The sequence below is a fragment of the Pseudarthrobacter oxydans genome, assembly GCF_013314975.1.
Lineage (GTDB): Bacteria > Actinomycetota > Actinomycetes > Actinomycetales > Micrococcaceae > Arthrobacter > Arthrobacter oxydans.
In genome coordinates, this window is the sequence record NZ_JABTYH010000025.1 from 60,185 (window position 1) to 75,757 (window position 15,573).

General features: G+C 62.4%; 24 protein-coding genes. 21 read left to right on the plus strand and 3 right to left on the minus strand.

Annotated elements, in window-relative coordinates; genetic code table 11:
- The first annotated feature begins 140 nt into the window (after positions 1 to 140).
- The 16 genes from HTS88_RS15605 to HTS88_RS22500 all read left to right on the plus strand — a co-directional run bounded on the left by HTS88_RS15605 (position 141) and on the right by HTS88_RS22500 (position 7,423).
- The gene (locus HTS88_RS15605; protein ID WP_174179911.1) at positions 141 to 350 is read left to right on the plus strand and encodes a helix-turn-helix transcriptional regulator; all 210 of its coding nucleotides are present in this window, start codon (positions 141 to 143) and stop codon (positions 348 to 350) included.
- Between the two features lie 101 nt (positions 351 to 451).
- Positions 452 to 703: a hypothetical protein gene (locus HTS88_RS15610; protein WP_174179913.1), complete on the plus strand. Its 252-nt coding sequence runs from the start codon at positions 452 to 454 to the stop codon at positions 701 to 703.
- Positions 704 to 708: 5 nt separating this feature from the next.
- On the plus strand, positions 709 to 975 hold the full coding sequence (locus tag HTS88_RS15615; protein WP_174179915.1) for a hypothetical protein: 267 nt from the start codon (positions 709 to 711) through the stop codon (positions 973 to 975).
- The gene (locus HTS88_RS22420) at positions 972 to 1,706 is read left to right on the plus strand and encodes a BRO family protein (protein WP_174179917.1); all 735 of its coding nucleotides are present in this window, start codon (positions 972 to 974) and stop codon (positions 1,704 to 1,706) included. Before HTS88_RS15615 ends, HTS88_RS22420 begins: the two co-directional genes overlap by 4 nt.
- On the plus strand, positions 1,703 to 1,864 hold the full coding sequence (locus tag HTS88_RS15625; RefSeq protein WP_174179919.1) for a hypothetical protein: 162 nt from the start codon (positions 1,703 to 1,705) through the stop codon (positions 1,862 to 1,864). The genes HTS88_RS22420 and HTS88_RS15625 overlap by 4 nt, the downstream gene beginning before the upstream one ends.
- 26 nt (positions 1,865 to 1,890) lie before the next feature.
- Complete coding sequence (locus tag HTS88_RS15630; RefSeq protein ID WP_174179921.1) at positions 1,891 to 3,117, plus strand: hypothetical protein; 1,227 nt, start codon at positions 1,891 to 1,893, stop codon at positions 3,115 to 3,117.
- Positions 3,114 to 3,281 (plus strand): hypothetical protein, encoded by a 168-nt coding sequence (locus HTS88_RS15635; RefSeq protein ID WP_174179923.1) that lies wholly within the window; start codon positions 3,114 to 3,116, stop codon positions 3,279 to 3,281. Before HTS88_RS15630 ends, HTS88_RS15635 begins: the two co-directional genes overlap by 4 nt.
- Positions 3,278 to 3,451 carry a hypothetical protein gene (locus HTS88_RS15640; protein WP_174179925.1) on the plus strand — a complete coding sequence of 58 codons (174 nt, stop codon included), beginning with the start codon at positions 3,278 to 3,280 and terminating at the stop codon, positions 3,449 to 3,451. Before HTS88_RS15635 ends, HTS88_RS15640 begins: the two co-directional genes overlap by 4 nt.
- A gap of 37 nt (positions 3,452 to 3,488) precedes the next feature.
- Positions 3,489 to 4,079, plus strand: a complete 591-nt coding sequence (locus HTS88_RS15645) for an HGGxSTG domain-containing protein (RefSeq protein ID WP_174179927.1) — start codon at positions 3,489 to 3,491, stop codon at positions 4,077 to 4,079.
- Positions 4,076 to 4,504, plus strand: a complete 429-nt coding sequence (locus tag HTS88_RS15650) for a MerR family transcriptional regulator (protein WP_174179929.1) — start codon at positions 4,076 to 4,078, stop codon at positions 4,502 to 4,504. Before HTS88_RS15645 ends, HTS88_RS15650 begins: the two co-directional genes overlap by 4 nt.
- A 300-nt stretch (positions 4,505 to 4,804) precedes the next feature.
- On the plus strand, positions 4,805 to 5,386 hold the full coding sequence (locus HTS88_RS15655) for a hypothetical protein (RefSeq protein WP_174179931.1): 582 nt from the start codon (positions 4,805 to 4,807) through the stop codon (positions 5,384 to 5,386).
- 30 nt (positions 5,387 to 5,416) lie between these two features.
- Entirely contained in the window at positions 5,417 to 6,094 is a 678-nt protein-coding gene (locus HTS88_RS15660; protein ID WP_174179933.1) for a hypothetical protein, read from the plus strand.
- A complete protein-coding gene (locus HTS88_RS15665; RefSeq protein WP_174179935.1) occupies positions 6,091 to 6,363 on the plus strand; it encodes a hypothetical protein in 273 nt (90 codons plus the stop codon). The genes HTS88_RS15660 and HTS88_RS15665 overlap by 4 nt, the downstream gene beginning before the upstream one ends.
- Positions 6,364 to 6,490: 127 nt before the next feature.
- A complete protein-coding gene (locus HTS88_RS15670) occupies positions 6,491 to 6,862 on the plus strand; it encodes a DUF3467 domain-containing protein (protein WP_174179937.1) in 372 nt (123 codons plus the stop codon).
- On the plus strand, positions 6,852 to 7,076 hold the full coding sequence (locus HTS88_RS15675) for a hypothetical protein (protein ID WP_174179939.1): 225 nt from the start codon (positions 6,852 to 6,854) through the stop codon (positions 7,074 to 7,076). The genes HTS88_RS15670 and HTS88_RS15675 overlap by 11 nt, the downstream gene beginning before the upstream one ends.
- The gene (locus tag HTS88_RS22500; protein WP_174179941.1) at positions 7,070 to 7,423 is read left to right on the plus strand and encodes a type II toxin-antitoxin system PemK/MazF family toxin; all 354 of its coding nucleotides are present in this window, start codon (positions 7,070 to 7,072) and stop codon (positions 7,421 to 7,423) included. The genes HTS88_RS15675 and HTS88_RS22500 overlap by 7 nt, the downstream gene beginning before the upstream one ends.
- Before the next feature lie 243 nt (positions 7,424 to 7,666).
- On the opposite strand, the gene HTS88_RS15685 is transcribed toward HTS88_RS22500, so the two are convergent.
- Positions 7,667 to 8,272 carry a DUF4145 domain-containing protein gene (locus HTS88_RS15685; protein WP_174179943.1) on the minus strand — a complete coding sequence of 202 codons (606 nt, stop codon included), beginning with the start codon at positions 8,270 to 8,272 and terminating at the stop codon, positions 7,667 to 7,669.
- A 283-nt stretch (positions 8,273 to 8,555) separates the two neighbouring features.
- Here HTS88_RS15685 and HTS88_RS15690 point away from each other — a divergent pair, with 283 nt between their 5' ends.
- The 3 genes from HTS88_RS15690 (at position 8,556) to HTS88_RS15700 (ending at position 12,499) form a co-directional block, all read left to right on the plus strand.
- Entirely contained in the window at positions 8,556 to 8,984 is a 429-nt protein-coding gene (locus HTS88_RS15690) for a hypothetical protein (protein ID WP_174179945.1), read from the plus strand.
- A gap of 101 nt (positions 8,985 to 9,085) precedes the next feature.
- Positions 9,086 to 9,301, plus strand: a complete 216-nt coding sequence (locus tag HTS88_RS15695; protein WP_174179947.1) for a helix-turn-helix domain-containing protein — start codon at positions 9,086 to 9,088, stop codon at positions 9,299 to 9,301.
- A gap of 93 nt (positions 9,302 to 9,394) precedes the next feature.
- Entirely contained in the window at positions 9,395 to 12,499 is a 3,105-nt protein-coding gene (locus tag HTS88_RS15700; protein WP_174179949.1) for a phage tail tape measure protein, read from the plus strand.
- Positions 12,500 to 12,739: 240 nt separating this feature from the next.
- On the opposite strand, the gene HTS88_RS15705 is transcribed toward HTS88_RS15700, so the two are convergent.
- Positions 12,740 to 12,934 carry a hypothetical protein gene (locus tag HTS88_RS15705; protein WP_174179951.1) on the minus strand — a complete coding sequence of 65 codons (195 nt, stop codon included), beginning with the start codon at positions 12,932 to 12,934 and terminating at the stop codon, positions 12,740 to 12,742.
- Positions 12,935 to 13,015: 81 nt separating this feature from the next.
- Here HTS88_RS15705 and HTS88_RS15710 point away from each other — a divergent pair, with 81 nt between their 5' ends.
- A complete protein-coding gene (locus HTS88_RS15710; protein ID WP_174179953.1) occupies positions 13,016 to 13,252 on the plus strand; it encodes a helix-turn-helix domain-containing protein in 237 nt (78 codons plus the stop codon).
- A gap of 394 nt (positions 13,253 to 13,646) precedes the next feature.
- Complete coding sequence (locus HTS88_RS15715; protein ID WP_174179955.1) at positions 13,647 to 14,090, plus strand: hypothetical protein; 444 nt, start codon at positions 13,647 to 13,649, stop codon at positions 14,088 to 14,090.
- A gap of 54 nt (positions 14,091 to 14,144) precedes the next feature.
- Here HTS88_RS15715 and HTS88_RS15720 read toward each other — a convergent pair whose 3' ends face one another.
- A complete protein-coding gene (locus HTS88_RS15720) occupies positions 14,145 to 15,200 on the minus strand; it encodes an IS110 family RNA-guided transposase (protein WP_174179957.1) in 1,056 nt (351 codons plus the stop codon).
- Positions 15,201 to 15,573 lie beyond the last annotated feature (373 nt).

Sequence of the window (15,573 nt, forward strand, 5' to 3'; positions counted from 1 at the left end):
TCACCCTCTGATGTTTAGAAGTTCCTTACCCAAGTATTGATCACGATCAGAAGCTTGACAAGTGCTCAACGACGGGCAATAGTTAGATAACGGTAAACATCAAGCTAAGGTTTACGAAAAGCAAAACAGGAAGGGATGTCATGGAAGGCAAAGACACCACCCACGAGCGGCTCCTGGGAATGCAGGACATCGCAGACCGGTACGGGGTGCCCCTCGCTACCGTCCGCGGATGGCGGACAAAGAACTACGGACCCAAGGGCATTCCAATCGGGAAGTACGTCCGCCACCGACTCAGCGAATGCATCGCTTGGGAAGAAGCACAGCTGGCCAAGGCCAGCACAGCAGCCTAGACCCCATGGCGGCCACCCGAACCAGACCAAAGAAAAAGGGAGCCAGCGGTAACTGGCTCCCAAAGAATCCAACCCCCGACACCACGAAGGAAGTAAAGATCATGACAACCATAACAGCAGAAGCACCCGCCGCAGCCGAAGAGATGAAGCCGTGGCATAACCTGGCCGGCCTCATTGTCGCCATCCGCCCGGACTGGACCATCGAGACCGTGGCCGACGTCCTCCACCGTTGCCGCAACCTGAAGACCCCCGCAGAACTCGTGGAGATCGGCACCCGCGTTGCCTCCTCCTACCGGAAATTCGAAACCCCGCGTTCCATCGGAATGGTCGCCGCCGGCCTGGTGGAGCTGTGATCACCATGATGACCGCAGCCCCCGACCCGCTCCCCGCCGAACCCACCACCGCGGACTTCCGCCGCGTCGCCGCCATCGTCACGATGAATCGTTACCGCGTGGATCCCAATTCCCTTTGGCACCAGGACGGCGTCGCAGAGAAGCTTTGGCAGGCACGCAATACGATGCCCTTCCCGGACCTCGCAGTGCTGGCCGGTGCTGTAGCCCGGGACGCCAAGTACAAGGGCCCCGGCGCCATCTACCTCGTAGCGGCAGGAGTGATCAAGCCGTGACCGCCGTGCAGCAGTTCATCTACGCCGGCAACGACGTTCGGACAATCGACGCGGACGGGGAACCGTGGTTTGTCGCCGCCGACGTCGCCCGCATCCTCGGCTACTCCGCAACGGCCGCACTCACGCGGCGGCTCGATGACGATGACAAGGGGGTGCGGGAGCTGCACACCCCTGGCGGCCGGCAGTCCATGGCCGTGATCTCCGAGCCCGGGCTGTTCGCCGCGATCCTCGGGAGCCAGGTAATCGGAGCAAAGGCATTCAAGCGGTGGGTCACCCATGAGGTCCTGCCAGTCATCCGCAAGACAGGCACCTACGGGACCGCGCAACCCCACACCCTCCCACAGAGCTTCGCGGACGCGCTCCGGCAGCTCGCAGACACCCACGAGCAACTGGAGGCCGCGACGCCGAAGCTCGAGGCCTATAACGCGCTGGTGGAGGCAGACGGCCTACTGTCCATGCAGGCCGCCGCGAAGACTCTTGGCTACGGGCCGAACATCCTGTACCGCGACCTGCGGCGCCTTGGCATCCTGCAGGGCAACAACCTCCCCTATCAGCGCTATCTCCACCACTTCGAGGTCGAGCTGGGCAGCTACAAGAACAGGCGCGGTGAGACGGTGCCCACGACCACGACAATGGTCCGGCCATCAGGCCTGGACTTCCTCCGCCGGAAGCTCGCTACGACGGCCGAAGGGGCCACCGCGGCGGCTGAAGGGGCAGGAGCCAGGGCATGATCACCGCAGCAGACCTCGCCGCCGCCTGGGCATCAGGCTACTGGCACGGGACCAGCCACGAGGGCCCGCTGAATGACGCCGTGGTGGCCGCAAAGAACCCGTACAGGGCCAGAGGCACTGACCCGGGAATCCTTGCTCCGGACTCGCCCACTGACTGACTACCGATATTTGGAGGTGCAGCACTTTGGGTGCTGGAAACGTAGCCCTCGCATTCGCGAACTGGGCAACGCTGGACGACCGGTCCTTCCGCGTCCTGTGCCGCATGGCCCTCGTGTCCATGGACAACGGGAACCCGCCCCGGTACTTCGCCGGCCGCGACGACCTGGCAGCAGCCCTGGGCAAGCCCCTCCCTGCCAAGCCCGAGGAGGACGACGTCAGCGCTGCAGCTGAAGCAGCCAGAAAAGCCCGGGCCAGCGTCTACGAGGTGGTGCGGAAGGCAGTAGCCCGGCTGGTGAAGGAAGGCGTCATCGTCTCCAGCGGGGATGCCCGGTTCAGGAGCCGTGCCGAGTACACGCTGTACCTGCACCGCAGCGGCCAGCCCCAACAAAACGTTGCCCCAGTACCCAACGAATCGTTGCCCCAACAGCCCCAACAAATTGTTGCCCCTATGCCCCAACAAAACGTTGCCCCATTGGCCCAACAGATCGTTGGTACAGGCCCAACAGATCGTTGCCCCCTAGGAGTAGAGGAACCACTAAAGGAACAACTCATAGGAATACCAGCAGGAACCAATCCCGGCATGACCCTTGAGTCACCTAAGCAATTGGAGGCAAAGCAGGGAGAGATAGAAATCGATCTCCCTGCAGAAAGAACTCCCTCGTCCAAAACAGCACTGGCAAGACAGCTCGCTGAGGACTTCCAGGACTGGTACGCCATCTATCCCAAGCACGTCGGCCGGGGCGCTGCAGTGAACTCCTACAACAGGGCCCGGAAGAACGGCGCCACCCCTGAAGAACTCATCAACGGAGCACGGCGCTACGCAGCAGAGCGCAAAGGCCAGGACCCCCAGTACACGGCAGCCCCGGCCACCTGGCTCAACCAGGAGCGCTGGACTGACGATCCGGACCACCTCGGAGAGATCGACGTCGACGCCATACTCGGCAAGGACTACTGGACCCCAGGCCCGCCCCCCGCAGGGCTCAGTGTCGCGGAAGAGATCGGCTGGAAGAAAGAACAGCGGGCCCTCCGCAACGCTGCACGGCTCGAAGAAGCCAAAGCCAAAGCATCCTCAGCCAATCTCTCCCCTTGGGACCCCGCATACCACCAAGCCAAGCCTTCCGTTGAAGACAAGATGCGAGCCACTATGGCCGCCGGCCAGCGCCTACAGGCTCAAACCGGTGCCGTGCCGCGGCAATACCAATGGTGCAACCCTCCCCGCGAAATCGAAGCCCCAGAACAGGAGTCAGCATGACCACCACCGCGACACTCACTGAGTGGTACGTACGCCCTGAAGACTGCCCAGACTGCTACGCCCAAGAAACCATCGCCCAAGACCACGGCATCGACTGGACCATCGAAACCACCCACGAAACCAACTGCCCCAACCACCCCCACAACCAGGAGACCCCCGCATGAGCAAGCAGAAACACGACATCGGAAACAAGAAGCGCCGCGCAGCGGAAGCATCCAAAGAAGCCCCGAAGCACACCAGCACCGACGCACTCGCTCACCGACTCGTCACCCGTGGTCTAGCAACAAAGCGGATCCTTGACCACCTCGTCCCCGCTGGAGACCGGCAGCCATGAACCGACCCCATGAAGCCGTGACCTGGAGGGTGACCTCATGAAGAACCAGTGTGGTGCGAAGGCCAAAGGCACCGGGGAGCGCTGCAAGCGGGCGCCTATTGCCGGCGGGACCGTGTGCCGCGTCCATGGCGGTGCCTCGAGCTCGGTGAAGGCTGCCGCCGCCCGGCGAGCGCAGGAGGAGGCGGCCAGGCAGCAGCTCATGGCCCTGGGCGAACCTGAGGACATTGATCCCTCGGAGGCGTTGCTGCGCCTGATCAGCTGGAAATACGGGGAGGTCAAGTGGTTGCGTCAGCGCGTTCAGAATCTTCCCGGCCATGAGCTGACGTGGGGCGTCGCACAGACCGACGTAGGGCTGACGGCTGAAGGCCCCATCGACAAGGTTACGGAGAGGGCCGCGCCGTCCGTCTGGTGGGCACTCCTGCGGCAGGCTGAGGACCAGCTGGCCAACTATGCCGAACGGGCCCTCCGCGCCGGCATAGAGGAACGCAAAGTCCGGATCGCAGAGCAGCAAGGCGACCTGGTCGCGGCCGTCATGATGAACATCTTCCAGAGGCTGGCCCTGACTCCTGAGCAGTGGGAAGCGGTCCACGTCGTGACCCCGCAAGAGCTGCGAAAGCTGGCCGCATGAACGCCTACAGGCCGCCACGCTACGAAGGCCTGGGCGCCCACGTCTCTGGAGTCAGCGCACGGGTGCTTACCTCGATCCTGGAACGCGCCAAGGCGCTGGACAGCATCCAGAGAATACCGGCGGAGGCGCGGGCTGAGGTTTTGGCGACCTATGACAGTCTCCGCGCTGCGGCCATCTACTGGAACGAGCAGCAGGCAGAACAACGCGGGCAGGCACCAGCGCCCCAGGAACCCGCCGAAGAAGCTCCTGCGCCCGCTGCTGACGATCTGTCTGCCGCGGAGGCGGCGGAGGTCCTCGGATGCACAGAGCGGCGGGTACGGCAGCTCCTGGCGGCCGAGAGGCTACAGGGGCGCAGGGTGGCCGGCCGGTGGCTTGTAGACGCTGGCAGTGTCGGAGACTACCTGCTCGCGAGGGAAGCGGCCTGAGGGTTGCTAACCCACCCTTCGCAGGGCCGAATGCGGCACTCCCCCCGCAACCCCCGGCTGCGGGCCCCTTTTGTCGTGCGATCCGCGTGCCAATCCACCGCTTACCCGCCACTTATTGCCACCGTTTCCGCCGCCGGAAGCGCGGAAGCCCCGCCAGCGGCCAACGTCAGAGACTGATCATGGACAGTTCCTCAGGGAACCCCAGCCGGAGCGGAATACCGTCCGGTCCCGTATGTGGAAAGCGGGACCGGACGCCACCCGCACAGACAAACTTCACGAACCACCAAGGGAGGGCCAGCAATGACCACCGATAAAGACATCCTGGCCGCACTCCACGGCCGACCTACCGGCCAGCAGAAGGCCGCCCACGAAGCCACGATCAGGGCCCTGGCTGGCGGGACCTCAGACAGGGACCGCGCATACAGCTCCGCCGTCATTGAAGCACTCGGCGGCACCCCCGCGGCCACTACCCGCACCGACATATCGCCCTCCCAACGACGCGGCGACTCACTCGAACCGGTAGCTATCTGGGCAGCAAAAGAGGCCGCTGCAGCAGCCACCACGGCTTTGGCAGAAGCCATCATGCGGGCTGATGGCACCAAGGGTATCTACCTCGCAGAAGCTGAGGCCCGCGAGATCGCCGCAGAGACATACACGGAGGCCGCCAAAGGAAGCCCTTACGAGGACGCACGTCAGAAGCACGTCGCCAGGGCTTTGACGAAGATTGCCGAGGCCATCGTCCGCACCAAGGAGTCGGCAGCCAAACCCAACCCCCGGCCATCGACACAGCCACTGCCGCAGACCACTGCCGGCACACCCCGCCAGAAACGGGAAAGCCGCAGCGCCATGAACCCCGACACCGTCATCATCTCTTACACCTAAGCCACCGACACCACACAGGAGCACAGCAGCATGGGAATTTTTAGCAAGAGCCTTGACCAGGCACAGGCCGCGGTCACAAAGGCCGAATCCGTAGTCCAGGAATGGGAGGGCAAAGCGGCTGCTGCACGCGAAGAAGCAGCCCGGCTGGACGCGGAGTCCGGCGCCATGATCCTGGCCGACGAGTCGGCAGCTGAGCGCGTCACCCTCAACATCCAGGCCCACGAGCGCCGGGCCCGGGCGTTCGACGGGGCAGCATCAGAGGCGCGGCAGAAGCTGCACCAGGCGCAGCGGGAAGCGTTGGAGGTGGAAGCCCGGGAAGAGGACAAGCTCGCGGCCACCGATCGGAAGAACGCGGCCACCCACGCAGCGAAGGTCCAGGATCTGAAGCGGCAGCTCGAAGATCTGGACGGATGCGAATGGGCCCGGGCCGACGCCCCCGACATCACCACGGGCCGCCCGTCCGGCCACCAGCAGATCGGCAAATCCGGATCTCTTGAGCACACCGCTCACCGCCACGAAACCCGGGCGGCAGTCATCCGCTACTTCCTGGCCACCGGGAACGTCGCCCATGATTTCTACCTCCTGGACAATGAGCTTGGCACCAGCCTCAACACCATCGCTCTGAGCTTCGGCCAGGGCGACTACATCCCGAAGTCCGTGTACGCCGCCCGTAGCGCTGGCCTGAACTTCGCGGGCGCTGGAGCATGAGGACGGCAGCGGAAGGCCTGAAAGCGGCCGCCGAGGTCCTCGAGGAAGACATCCGGAAGATGGACTCCGGCGAACTACGCGCTACCCCTGAGCAGCGGGCCTTCCTGATGGGCGCAAAGAACGCTCTGCTGGGGCAGAGAGTCGCGCAAACCGGTGGGTTTCCGGTGGATCCCGCCGAACCCCAGGAATCGAGAGACCGCCCAGCCCAGCAGGGGCGCGGCATGGACGGCGGCCGACCTGAGAACAACGGCTTAGCAGACGGGGATTGACAGACCCCCTCACTTCCAGAACCTTCAAGCGAGCGGTCCTTTCTGCGTGATTGTGGTAACGCCGTATGGATTGGGTATGACACATCAGGTAGAGTCACGACCTAATCGACTACGGAATGGCACACGCATGAGTGACGAGGGAATGCCTCAGCAACTGCAGATTGAGCTGCCCGACGACCTGGCGGGCGGGAACTATGCCGACTTCGCCAGCGTTTGGCATACGCCTAATGTTTTTGTTTTGGACTTCATAGCGGTCAAACAGCCCCCTACTCCCAGCGAAGGTCCCAACGGTGAGCCGATGCTTGTCGTCCCCGGCAGAGTCGTGAGCCGGATCCGGATTCCGCCTGAACAGGTCTTTGAAGTAGCGAAAGCCTTAGCCAACCAATTGGAGTCTTGGGAGCAGGAGACCGGACGAAAGGAACCCTCAAAGCCACTATTCGGGTTCGGAGCCCCAGGACCTATCATTGACCCAAAGGAAGGAGAGAACGATGACGATTAGCGCGCCCGAGTATACGGCTGCACCAAAGACGGCCAGCCCCTATGCCGGTGGACACGTAACCTACGTCCTTGTTCCACCGCACACGACATCAAAGTTCTTGGTCAGCCCTGCAGAGTCGCACGATGCTGAATCAGCCCACATGCATTCCTATCTGAGTAACCTGTGGGCCCAGGATTGGGACAACCCGGAAGACAGCGTTTACGACGAATGGTGAGATCGGGGAGCGTAGCTCTCCTATGGTTCCCGTTCGGGCCGGATCAGACCGCTCCATTCAAAAAACGGCCGGTCCTCGTGATTCATAAATCGGGGTCCGGTCCTGAGCAATGCGTGGTTTGCGTCATGATTACGGGCTCGGAGCAACGCCTCGCCAATCCGCACCCGACAGATTTGTCTATCCCGGAATGGTCAGCCGTGGGGCTTGCCAAAGAAAGTGTTGTACGAACCAACCGATTCTGGGGAGCCGAAGAATCGCACGTTGAACGGGTCCTGGGACAAGCGCCGCCAGAGTTTACGGCTGAAGTCCGAGGAATGGTAGCCAAGGCTATTGGTGTACGAGACTGACACCCTTGAATCGGTTACCAGCTTAGGCACTCCCCCCTCGGCCGGCCACTATCGCAAAACTTCTTCTGGCCCCGGCCCGAGAGGGTGACCTCTTTTACGGCGGGACTGTCCTGAACCTGGGCGTCTTGGTTTGCACGAAACAGAACTGGCCAGTAACTTTGTCGAGGCGACCTTCCATTTTCCCCCATCTGGGAGGACGTCAAGAGAGGCTCCGTGGCGTCCCCCAATGCCACGGGGCCTCACCTATGCCGTCTTTCGAGCGTCTGCAGCGTCCTGGAGTCGCTGCAGCTCCGCCGGCGCTTGGTAGACCTCGCGCAGGATGTAGTCCATGAAGGTGACGACGCCCTTGGCGTCGGCGGAATCCACTTCGACCGCGAAATCCCCGTGAGCCATGTCGTTGCCGAAGGTCCGAATCGTGTGTGCGGTCTTCTTGGCAAACTCGTTAATGAGGCCCTTGCCGTGCATGGCATCGATCTTCTTGAACAGGTTTCCCGAATCGATGCCGTTGTCCTTCGCGACCGCTTCAATAACTGACCTGGCCATGAGAATGGCTGACATATAAGCCGACACACTCATGCACGTGTGGGCCTCAGATGCGGGACGCGCCACGTGATCGGGCACGTCAGGGTAGTCCTGACCTTGAACAAACTGTGGGTGCCAATAGTCCGGATCCTGGGAATGCCAGTACGCGCCCATTGCGTCCTCACGAGCGGTGTTCATAGGGAGACTAAGCACACGGGCGCCGCCAATGTTCAGGCCGTGGCAATTGTCGCATCGGAAGGGGTTCTCGATGATATGCGCGGCGCCCGAGGCATATTCCGCGGTGACCGCGGGTCCAATACTGGTCATGTGGCTGTACTTTCCACAGCGTCCGCAAGTTGTCGCAGCCATGCAGGTCTCCCCCAAAGTCGTGATTTTCAAGCCCCAGCCTAGTGGCTCCGCACGTTTTCCGGTGGGTAAGCGGTGGATCTTGGGGTGCTTGACCGATACGCGCACCCTGAGCGTGGCCACCAATGTGCCGTAGGCCTTAGAACCAACGGTTAGCGGGACCATCGCTCGGCTCCACCGGTGGGTTAGGCTATCGACACACACGCAGTCCTGGCGCCACGCCCAGGCCAATATTGGGGGAACTATGAAACAGACAGCTGTTGTCGTCCTGCTCGCGGCCGGACTCGGCCTGGCCGGCTGCTCCAGCGCAACGCCGGAGGCGGCGCCGGCAACTACGGCGCCGGCCTCAACCCCGACGTCAACCAAGACCGCGACAGCCCGTCCCACCGCCTCCGCCACGCCCACACCGAAACCGATCGCGACCAGTGGATCCTACGCGGCAGACGTGACCAAGTTGGGCATCAAGCCGGACAACATGCAGAGCTACGCCTCGTGGATGAAAGAGCGCATCTGTGACCAGGACAGCATTGGACTCGGCATCGCCGTCCGCAGTGTTGGTGGTGAAACCCCTGCTGACGGCGGCGGCGTTGACGTCGTCCGCCTGACCAACGCCTACTTCTGCCCGAAAAAGACGCAGGAGATCGAGGCAGAGCTCGAATACTTTGGAAAGTAGGGCTACCTACTCTTATGCCGCTTTGGTTAGGGTTTCGGGCTAGACGCGGCCAAGGCTAGGGAATGCAGGTTCCCGCTTACTGACCCAACTAGTTTCTGACCATGAGTAGCAGCAGAATGAGCCGCAAGGGTGACGCCACCGTCAAGGAGGTAGCGGACTACCTCGGCCACCATCCGGAGACGATCCGGATCATGGCCCGGTCCGGGGACTTTCCGAACGCGTACAAGGCTGGCCGTGGCCGGCCGAACAGTCCGTTGCGGATCCCCTGGTCTGATGTGGACCGGTACCGGGCGCTGCAGCCGAGGGCCAGCAGCTAGTGCCCTTCCGCAAACGGAAGACCGGAAGAAGCGGTTCGGCGTGGGGCTACAAACTGGGTGATGAGCCTGAATCCCGACACCTAGGAGCCCCGCATGTCAACACGATCTGTGAAGGTCGTTCTCGAAGCCGAGGTCGACAGGTACGTCCAGAACCTCAAGAAGGCCGGAAAGGCCACCGACGACGCCGGCAAAGCCGCTGCAGAGGCAGGGAAGCAGATCGACAAGGCGCAGGAACAGGCTGCCAAGTCGACGGACAAGTCGACCGACGCGAACAAGAAGCACAGCGAGTCGGGCAAGGAGTCTGCCAAGGGCTCCGAGGAGTCCGCGAAGGGCAGCAAGAACGACGCGGAAGCCAAGGCACGGCAGGCCGAAGCAGCAGAGAAGGCCGGCGGCACCTTGCTTGCCTTTGGTGCGACCAGCGCCACCGCTCTGGGCGCATCGGCGAAGGCTGCCATGGACTGGGAGTCGGCGTGGGCCGGTGTCACCAAGACCGTTGACGGCACTCCGGAGCAGATGGCCGAGATCGAGACGGGTCTCCGCGGTCTCGCGAAGACGCTGCCCTCCACCCACCAGGAGATCGCGGCCGTGGCCGAGGCTGCAGGCCAGCTCGGCGTGAAGCGGGAATCTATCCTGTCCTTCACCAAAACCATGGTGGATCTTGGGGAGACCACGAACCTGACCGCTGAGGACGCAGCGACGGCTATCGCCCAAATCGCCAACGTCATGCAGACCAGCGGCAACGATGTCGACAACTTTGGCTCGACCCTGGTGGCTCTCGGTAACGCTGGCGCCTCCACTGAGAAGGATATTCTCAGCATGGCGCAGCGTATCGCTGGCGCCGGGAAGCTGGTGGGCGCATCGGAGTCGGACGTACTGGCCCTGTCCAACACCCTGGCCTCCATGGGCGTCAACGCAGAGCTTGGCGGAGGCGTGACCACCCGGGTGCTACTGAAGCTGTACACCGCGGTGCAGAACGGCGGCAAGGGCCTGGAGAACTTCGCCAAGGTGGCGGGTGTGAGCAGCCAAGAGTTCGCTACGGCCTTCAGCACAAGCCCAGTCGCTGCCCTCGATATGGTCACCAAAGGCCTCGCCCGCACCAAAGCGGAAGGCGGGAATGTCGTCTCCACGATGACAGAGCTGGGCATCAAGGGCACCGAGGAAACGCAAGTGATGCTGTCCTTGGTAGGCGCCGGGAATCTGCTCACTGACAGCCTCAACCTCGGCAACAAGGCGTGGGCGGAGAACTCCGCACTGACGGACGAGGCGAACAAGCGGTACGAGACCACGGCTAGCCAGGTCAAGGTCGCGTGGAACAACATCAAGGACGCGGCCATCGACGCCGGAGCCGTGATCCTGCCCGTAGTGCAGGGAGTAGCGGAGAGCGTTTCGGGCCTCGCATCCTCCTTCGGAGACCTGCCCGACCCAGTGCAGCGCACGATCACCACGCTCGGCGGCGTCATCGCCGTAGGGGCCCTCGTGGGCGGCACTCTCCTCACGGTGACGCCCAAGATCCGCGACGGAGCCCAGGCCTTCAAGGACCTCGACACCCGGGCAGACGGCAGCAGCCGAGGCATGGGCAAGATGGCCAAGACCGCCGGTATTGCCGGAGCGGGCCTCACTGCCCTCATTGCTGGCGGCCAGATCTTCAATGAGGTCTTCGGTAAGGCCGACGTCACCACGACGCAATTCACTCAGGGCCTGCTGTCCATAGGCAAGGGCACTGAGTCCCTGGACGCACTGTTCCGTGACGGCGGGCTGGGTATACAGATCGACGGCATCGGGGATGCCATTGCCAGGATGAACGACAAGGTCATGTTTGACGAGTTCAGCCTCTGGGTGGGTGACCTTGGCTTCGGATCCAAGCTCAACACCTTGCGGGACAACATCGACGGTGTCGACAGGTCGCTCTCCAACCTCATCGCAGACGGCAAAGGCCAGGAGGCAGCCGCAGCGTTTCAGGCCATCGCCAAGGCCGCCGAAGCGCAGGGCGTCCCGATTGAGAAGCTGGTGGACATGTTCCCCCAGTACCGTGACAAGCTGCTGGACGCCAAGAACGCCGCCGGGGAAACCAACGTCACGCAGGAGATGCTCGCAGAGTCCATGCTCAAGGGCGGGGAGGCTGGAGAGAAGGCCGGGGCGGGCGCAGATGCCGCTGCGGAGGGGCTGACCAAGGTCACAGGCGTCAGCGGGAACGCAGTCATCGTGACCGAGGAAGTCGCCGATGCGCTAGCGGAAATCGGCATCAACGCCCAAGGGGCCGTGGTCGATCTCGTCAAGTTCACTGATGCCTTGCTGGCCACCGGTGCTATGCAGCTCTCCGCCCGTGACGCCAGCCGCGGCTGGGCCCAGGCTCTGGCTGATCTTGGCCTGCAGGCGGATGCTTCCGGCGGGCAGATAGGAATCCTCGGGACCGCGTTCGACAACAACACGGAGCAGGGCCGGAAGAACCAAGCAGTGTTTGACGCCACGGCTCAAGCTGGCATGCGGAACGTCGAAGCGATGGCCGCCAACAAAGCCAGCAACGAAGAAGTCCTGGGCGCGCTGGTCGGCACCTACAACGGACTCATCGCAGCAGCCGGACAGTTCGGCATCACCGGTGACGCCGCGATCAATCTGGCCCGCGACGTCCTCGGTGTCCCTGACGGGGTCACCATCGACTCGTGGATGTCCGACGAGGCCAAGCGGATGGCCCAGACCACCACCGGTGAGCTCGATAAAATCGACGGCCGAGTCGTCACGGTCACCACCCGCAACATCGAGGAGACCCACCGGATCTCGTACGAGAAGCGGGTAGCTGCCTCGAACGGTGCGGAGCCGGGCGGCGGCGGCCTTTACGGCTCTGACAGCGGCAGGGCGGCCGGTGGCGCCATTTACGGGCCGGGTACCTCCACCAGCGACGAGGCCGGCCTTTTCCCCCTCTCCAACGGTGAGCATGTCTTTGATGCCGCCGATGTTCAGAAGATGGGCGGCCAGCAAGCGGTGTACAAGTTCCGGGCTAACCTTCACAGCGACTCCCCTGGCTACGCGGCGGGCGGTGCCATCGGCACTGCTGTAGCGTCCACCAGCATCATGGCGCAGACGCGGTTCTCCCAGCCGGCACGGGCAGGCACGGGCCGCCGGGTTGAGCAGCACTTCCACGGTGTGACGGACCCGGTTTCGCTGGCTTACCACGCAGCACGCATCCAAGAAGAGGGGTAGCGCCTCGGGCGGTCAGGGCGCGAGCATGAGGGGCGCTCAGAGCCCTCTGGGAACGTCCTGAGGGCTCACGGGGTAGCCCAGCCTGTTCACCATCCAATGGCCGCGATCTGGGCGCCACACGAGTGTGAGGATCAGCGGATCGTCCAAGATGGTCGGTTCTGTGATCATGCGAGTAGTGGTGGCACCCCGGACAATCCGCATATAGCAGACGTCAGGGTCACTGTCTGCATAAACCGCCTCCTATACCATGCCCGGGTTGTCTAGGGCGGCCAATGCCGCAGCGGCTACTTCAAACGAACCCCACGAGGCCAAGGACTCAGGCGTCACCAGAACTTTTAGATCGGATTCGGTCCGATCTGAAAGAGCCGTGAAGAACCAATAGCCGATGTGGCGGGGGTCCAGTGCGATCTGTGCAACGTCGAAATCATCCGTCATGGGCCAAGGTTAGCCCGACCGGCCCTGAGTGTGCGGGGCCATTTCCGGCGGCGGAAAATCCCGTGCCCTAGTCTGGCCGCTATGAAAGCTTCTACCCAAACAGCCTGGAACGACGCCAAAACCTCAACCGGGCTCCCCCGCATGGCCTTCACCATCTCGGAGGTAGCCGAGATGCTCGCCGAGCCGGAAATCACCATCAAGAAGCATTGCCAGACCCAGGCGCTCCGGGGCGCGTACAAGACGGGCGGGAAGACGAGCCCGTGGCGGATCCCGCCGAAAGCTATCGACTACTACCAGGCCACGCGCAGCAATCAGTAGGCCCACCGCTTACCCACCGGAAACAACGAAAATCAACGACAACTGATGAAAGCCGCGCGGCCTCGGAAGCCCCCTTTTGCCCTGAGATAGCAACAAAAACGGCAACCTACGGAAGACGATGAAAACCACCATCCGCTAATCCGCCGGTCGGGGGTTCGATTCCCTCCTGGGGCACCAACCGGAAACACCCCGGTTCACGGACCGGGGTGTTTCTCGTTTTTATCACTGCCCAATTACTCCTGCTCCCCGGAACATCGGCGGCAAGGCGGAGCTGTTCCTATAGACAAGCCCCTGGTGTCCCTCATCTCAAACCGACGATGACGACCACGATCGTTACGTCGTCAGGAACGAGTGATCTTGGTAGGTTCAAGACATAGTCAATTGGGGGGGACATATGAAAAACCGAGTATTTAGAACGACGGCTATCACCGCTTTACTACTGTCGTTAACTGCCTGCTCCGGCTACCAGGGAATCACGGCTGTGCACCGGGAAATGGACGCCCGGGACAATTTGCCGGCCGCCGTTCAGAACTCGAACCCCGATCTACCTTCTGACTTCAGGCTTCTAACCGAGGACGCCGGAGTAAGGTATTTCGCTGCCGAGAGCGAAGATTTCACCCGCGCGTGCATAGCGGTCTATCCCGTCGACAAGCCGGACCAGTGGGCCATCGGATGCAGCGAAGGGATTACGGGCGACCGCGAAATTGTCACGGTAAACCATACCGGCCAGCCGACAGCGAAGCTGGTGACTACGGGCTTCGATACGAGCGCCCTTGAATCCGGGGGCTGGCGAAAAATCCACGACAATGTCCTCATTGGCTCGGCAACGCAGCCATAGCTGGCCAGGACATCACCGGAGCCTAGCGAGAGAGCTCTTCTCCCTTAGGCAGGCTCATGACAGGTCTCTCTTGAGGCGGTAGTAGAGCTCGCGGGCGATGAAGCGTTTGAGGCAACGGATGGCGTCGGCGGATGAATGTCCCTGTGCTCGTTTTCGGTCGCGGTAAGCCTGGGATCTTGGGTCATAGCGCAGTCGGCAGATGGCTATGAGGTAGATGACCCTGTTGGCTTGGCGGTTGCCACCCCGGTGCAGTCTCATGCGGTGTGATTTCCCGGAGGAGACGGGTATGGGTGCGGCACCGCAGAGACGGGCGAAGGCGGCTTCGTTGCGGAAGCGGTCAAAGTTCTGGCCGGCAGTTATGAGTAGTTGGGCGACACTGACGGGGCCGACTTGGGGCAGCGCCAGGGTGTTGGGCGCCACAGCGGCGACCAGCTGAGTCAGGTGCTTGTCTAGCTCGTTGATTTCGGCCGTGAGCTCGTAAATGCGGCGGCCCAGCTCACGGAGTGCATATTTCACTGCCTGCTCGGGCTCGTGGATACGGCTTAGGTCCGGCCGCAGTGCGCGGGCTTGAGTGGCTTTGCCCTCGAGGGTTCTGGCGGTCAGTCTGGTTCTGAGATGATCCGGTGCGGTGAGCAGAACATCGCGCAGCTGGACACATGCCGCGCTGCGGGCCTTGATCGCTGAGTCTCTGACCAGGTGAAGATTGCGGATTGCTTCAACCGTTCCGGTGGTGTCTTTCACTGGATCCTTGCATTCACCAGACAGAACTTTGCGGGCAGCGGCTTCAGCGTCGACCGCGTCGCTCTTTCCTACACGGTGGCGGACTTGAGAGTGGCTCTTGTTGACCTCTACGACATCAATCCCTGCCGCGATCAGGTGCCGGGTCAGGCCGGCGCCGTATGAGCCGGTACATTCGATGCCGAAGGCGTTGATGATCCCGAAGCTTGCGGCCCAGTCCAGCAATAGTTGGTAGCCATCGCGGCCCGAGAGAAATTCTCGATCGCCAAGCCTTCGCCCGTCTTGGTCTACTGCCGCGGCGTGGTGGACCAACTGATGGGTGTCCACTCCGATCGTTACAGTCCTGGCGGGGTGTGTAGTTGTGAGTGTCATGCCGCCTCATTCCTGTCGAGGTTGTGATTGGCGAGCACGGTTGTCCGGGCCGGGCGGACAAAGCACTGAAAAGCTAAGCTGCACGTTCCTATCAAGTCACGACTCCGTCCGGCCCGGTCGCCCTAGGCGTGGCAGGACAGCTGCACCGACAGATCTCCGCATAGACAGATTCATGCACGAGGTACCGAACGTCAGGCTCGCTATAGCCGAATCTTTGGTGCGAGACGGGCAGAGCAATTGAACCGACAAATCTCCTCCAATACAGATCCGATCCTGTGCCGAACGTCAACATGCGGGTAAGTCAGGAACTGCTCCCCTGCCACAGTTGCAATTCTCCTCAGTGCTCAGCGGGGTGCGCGTCAGGCCTGCAACC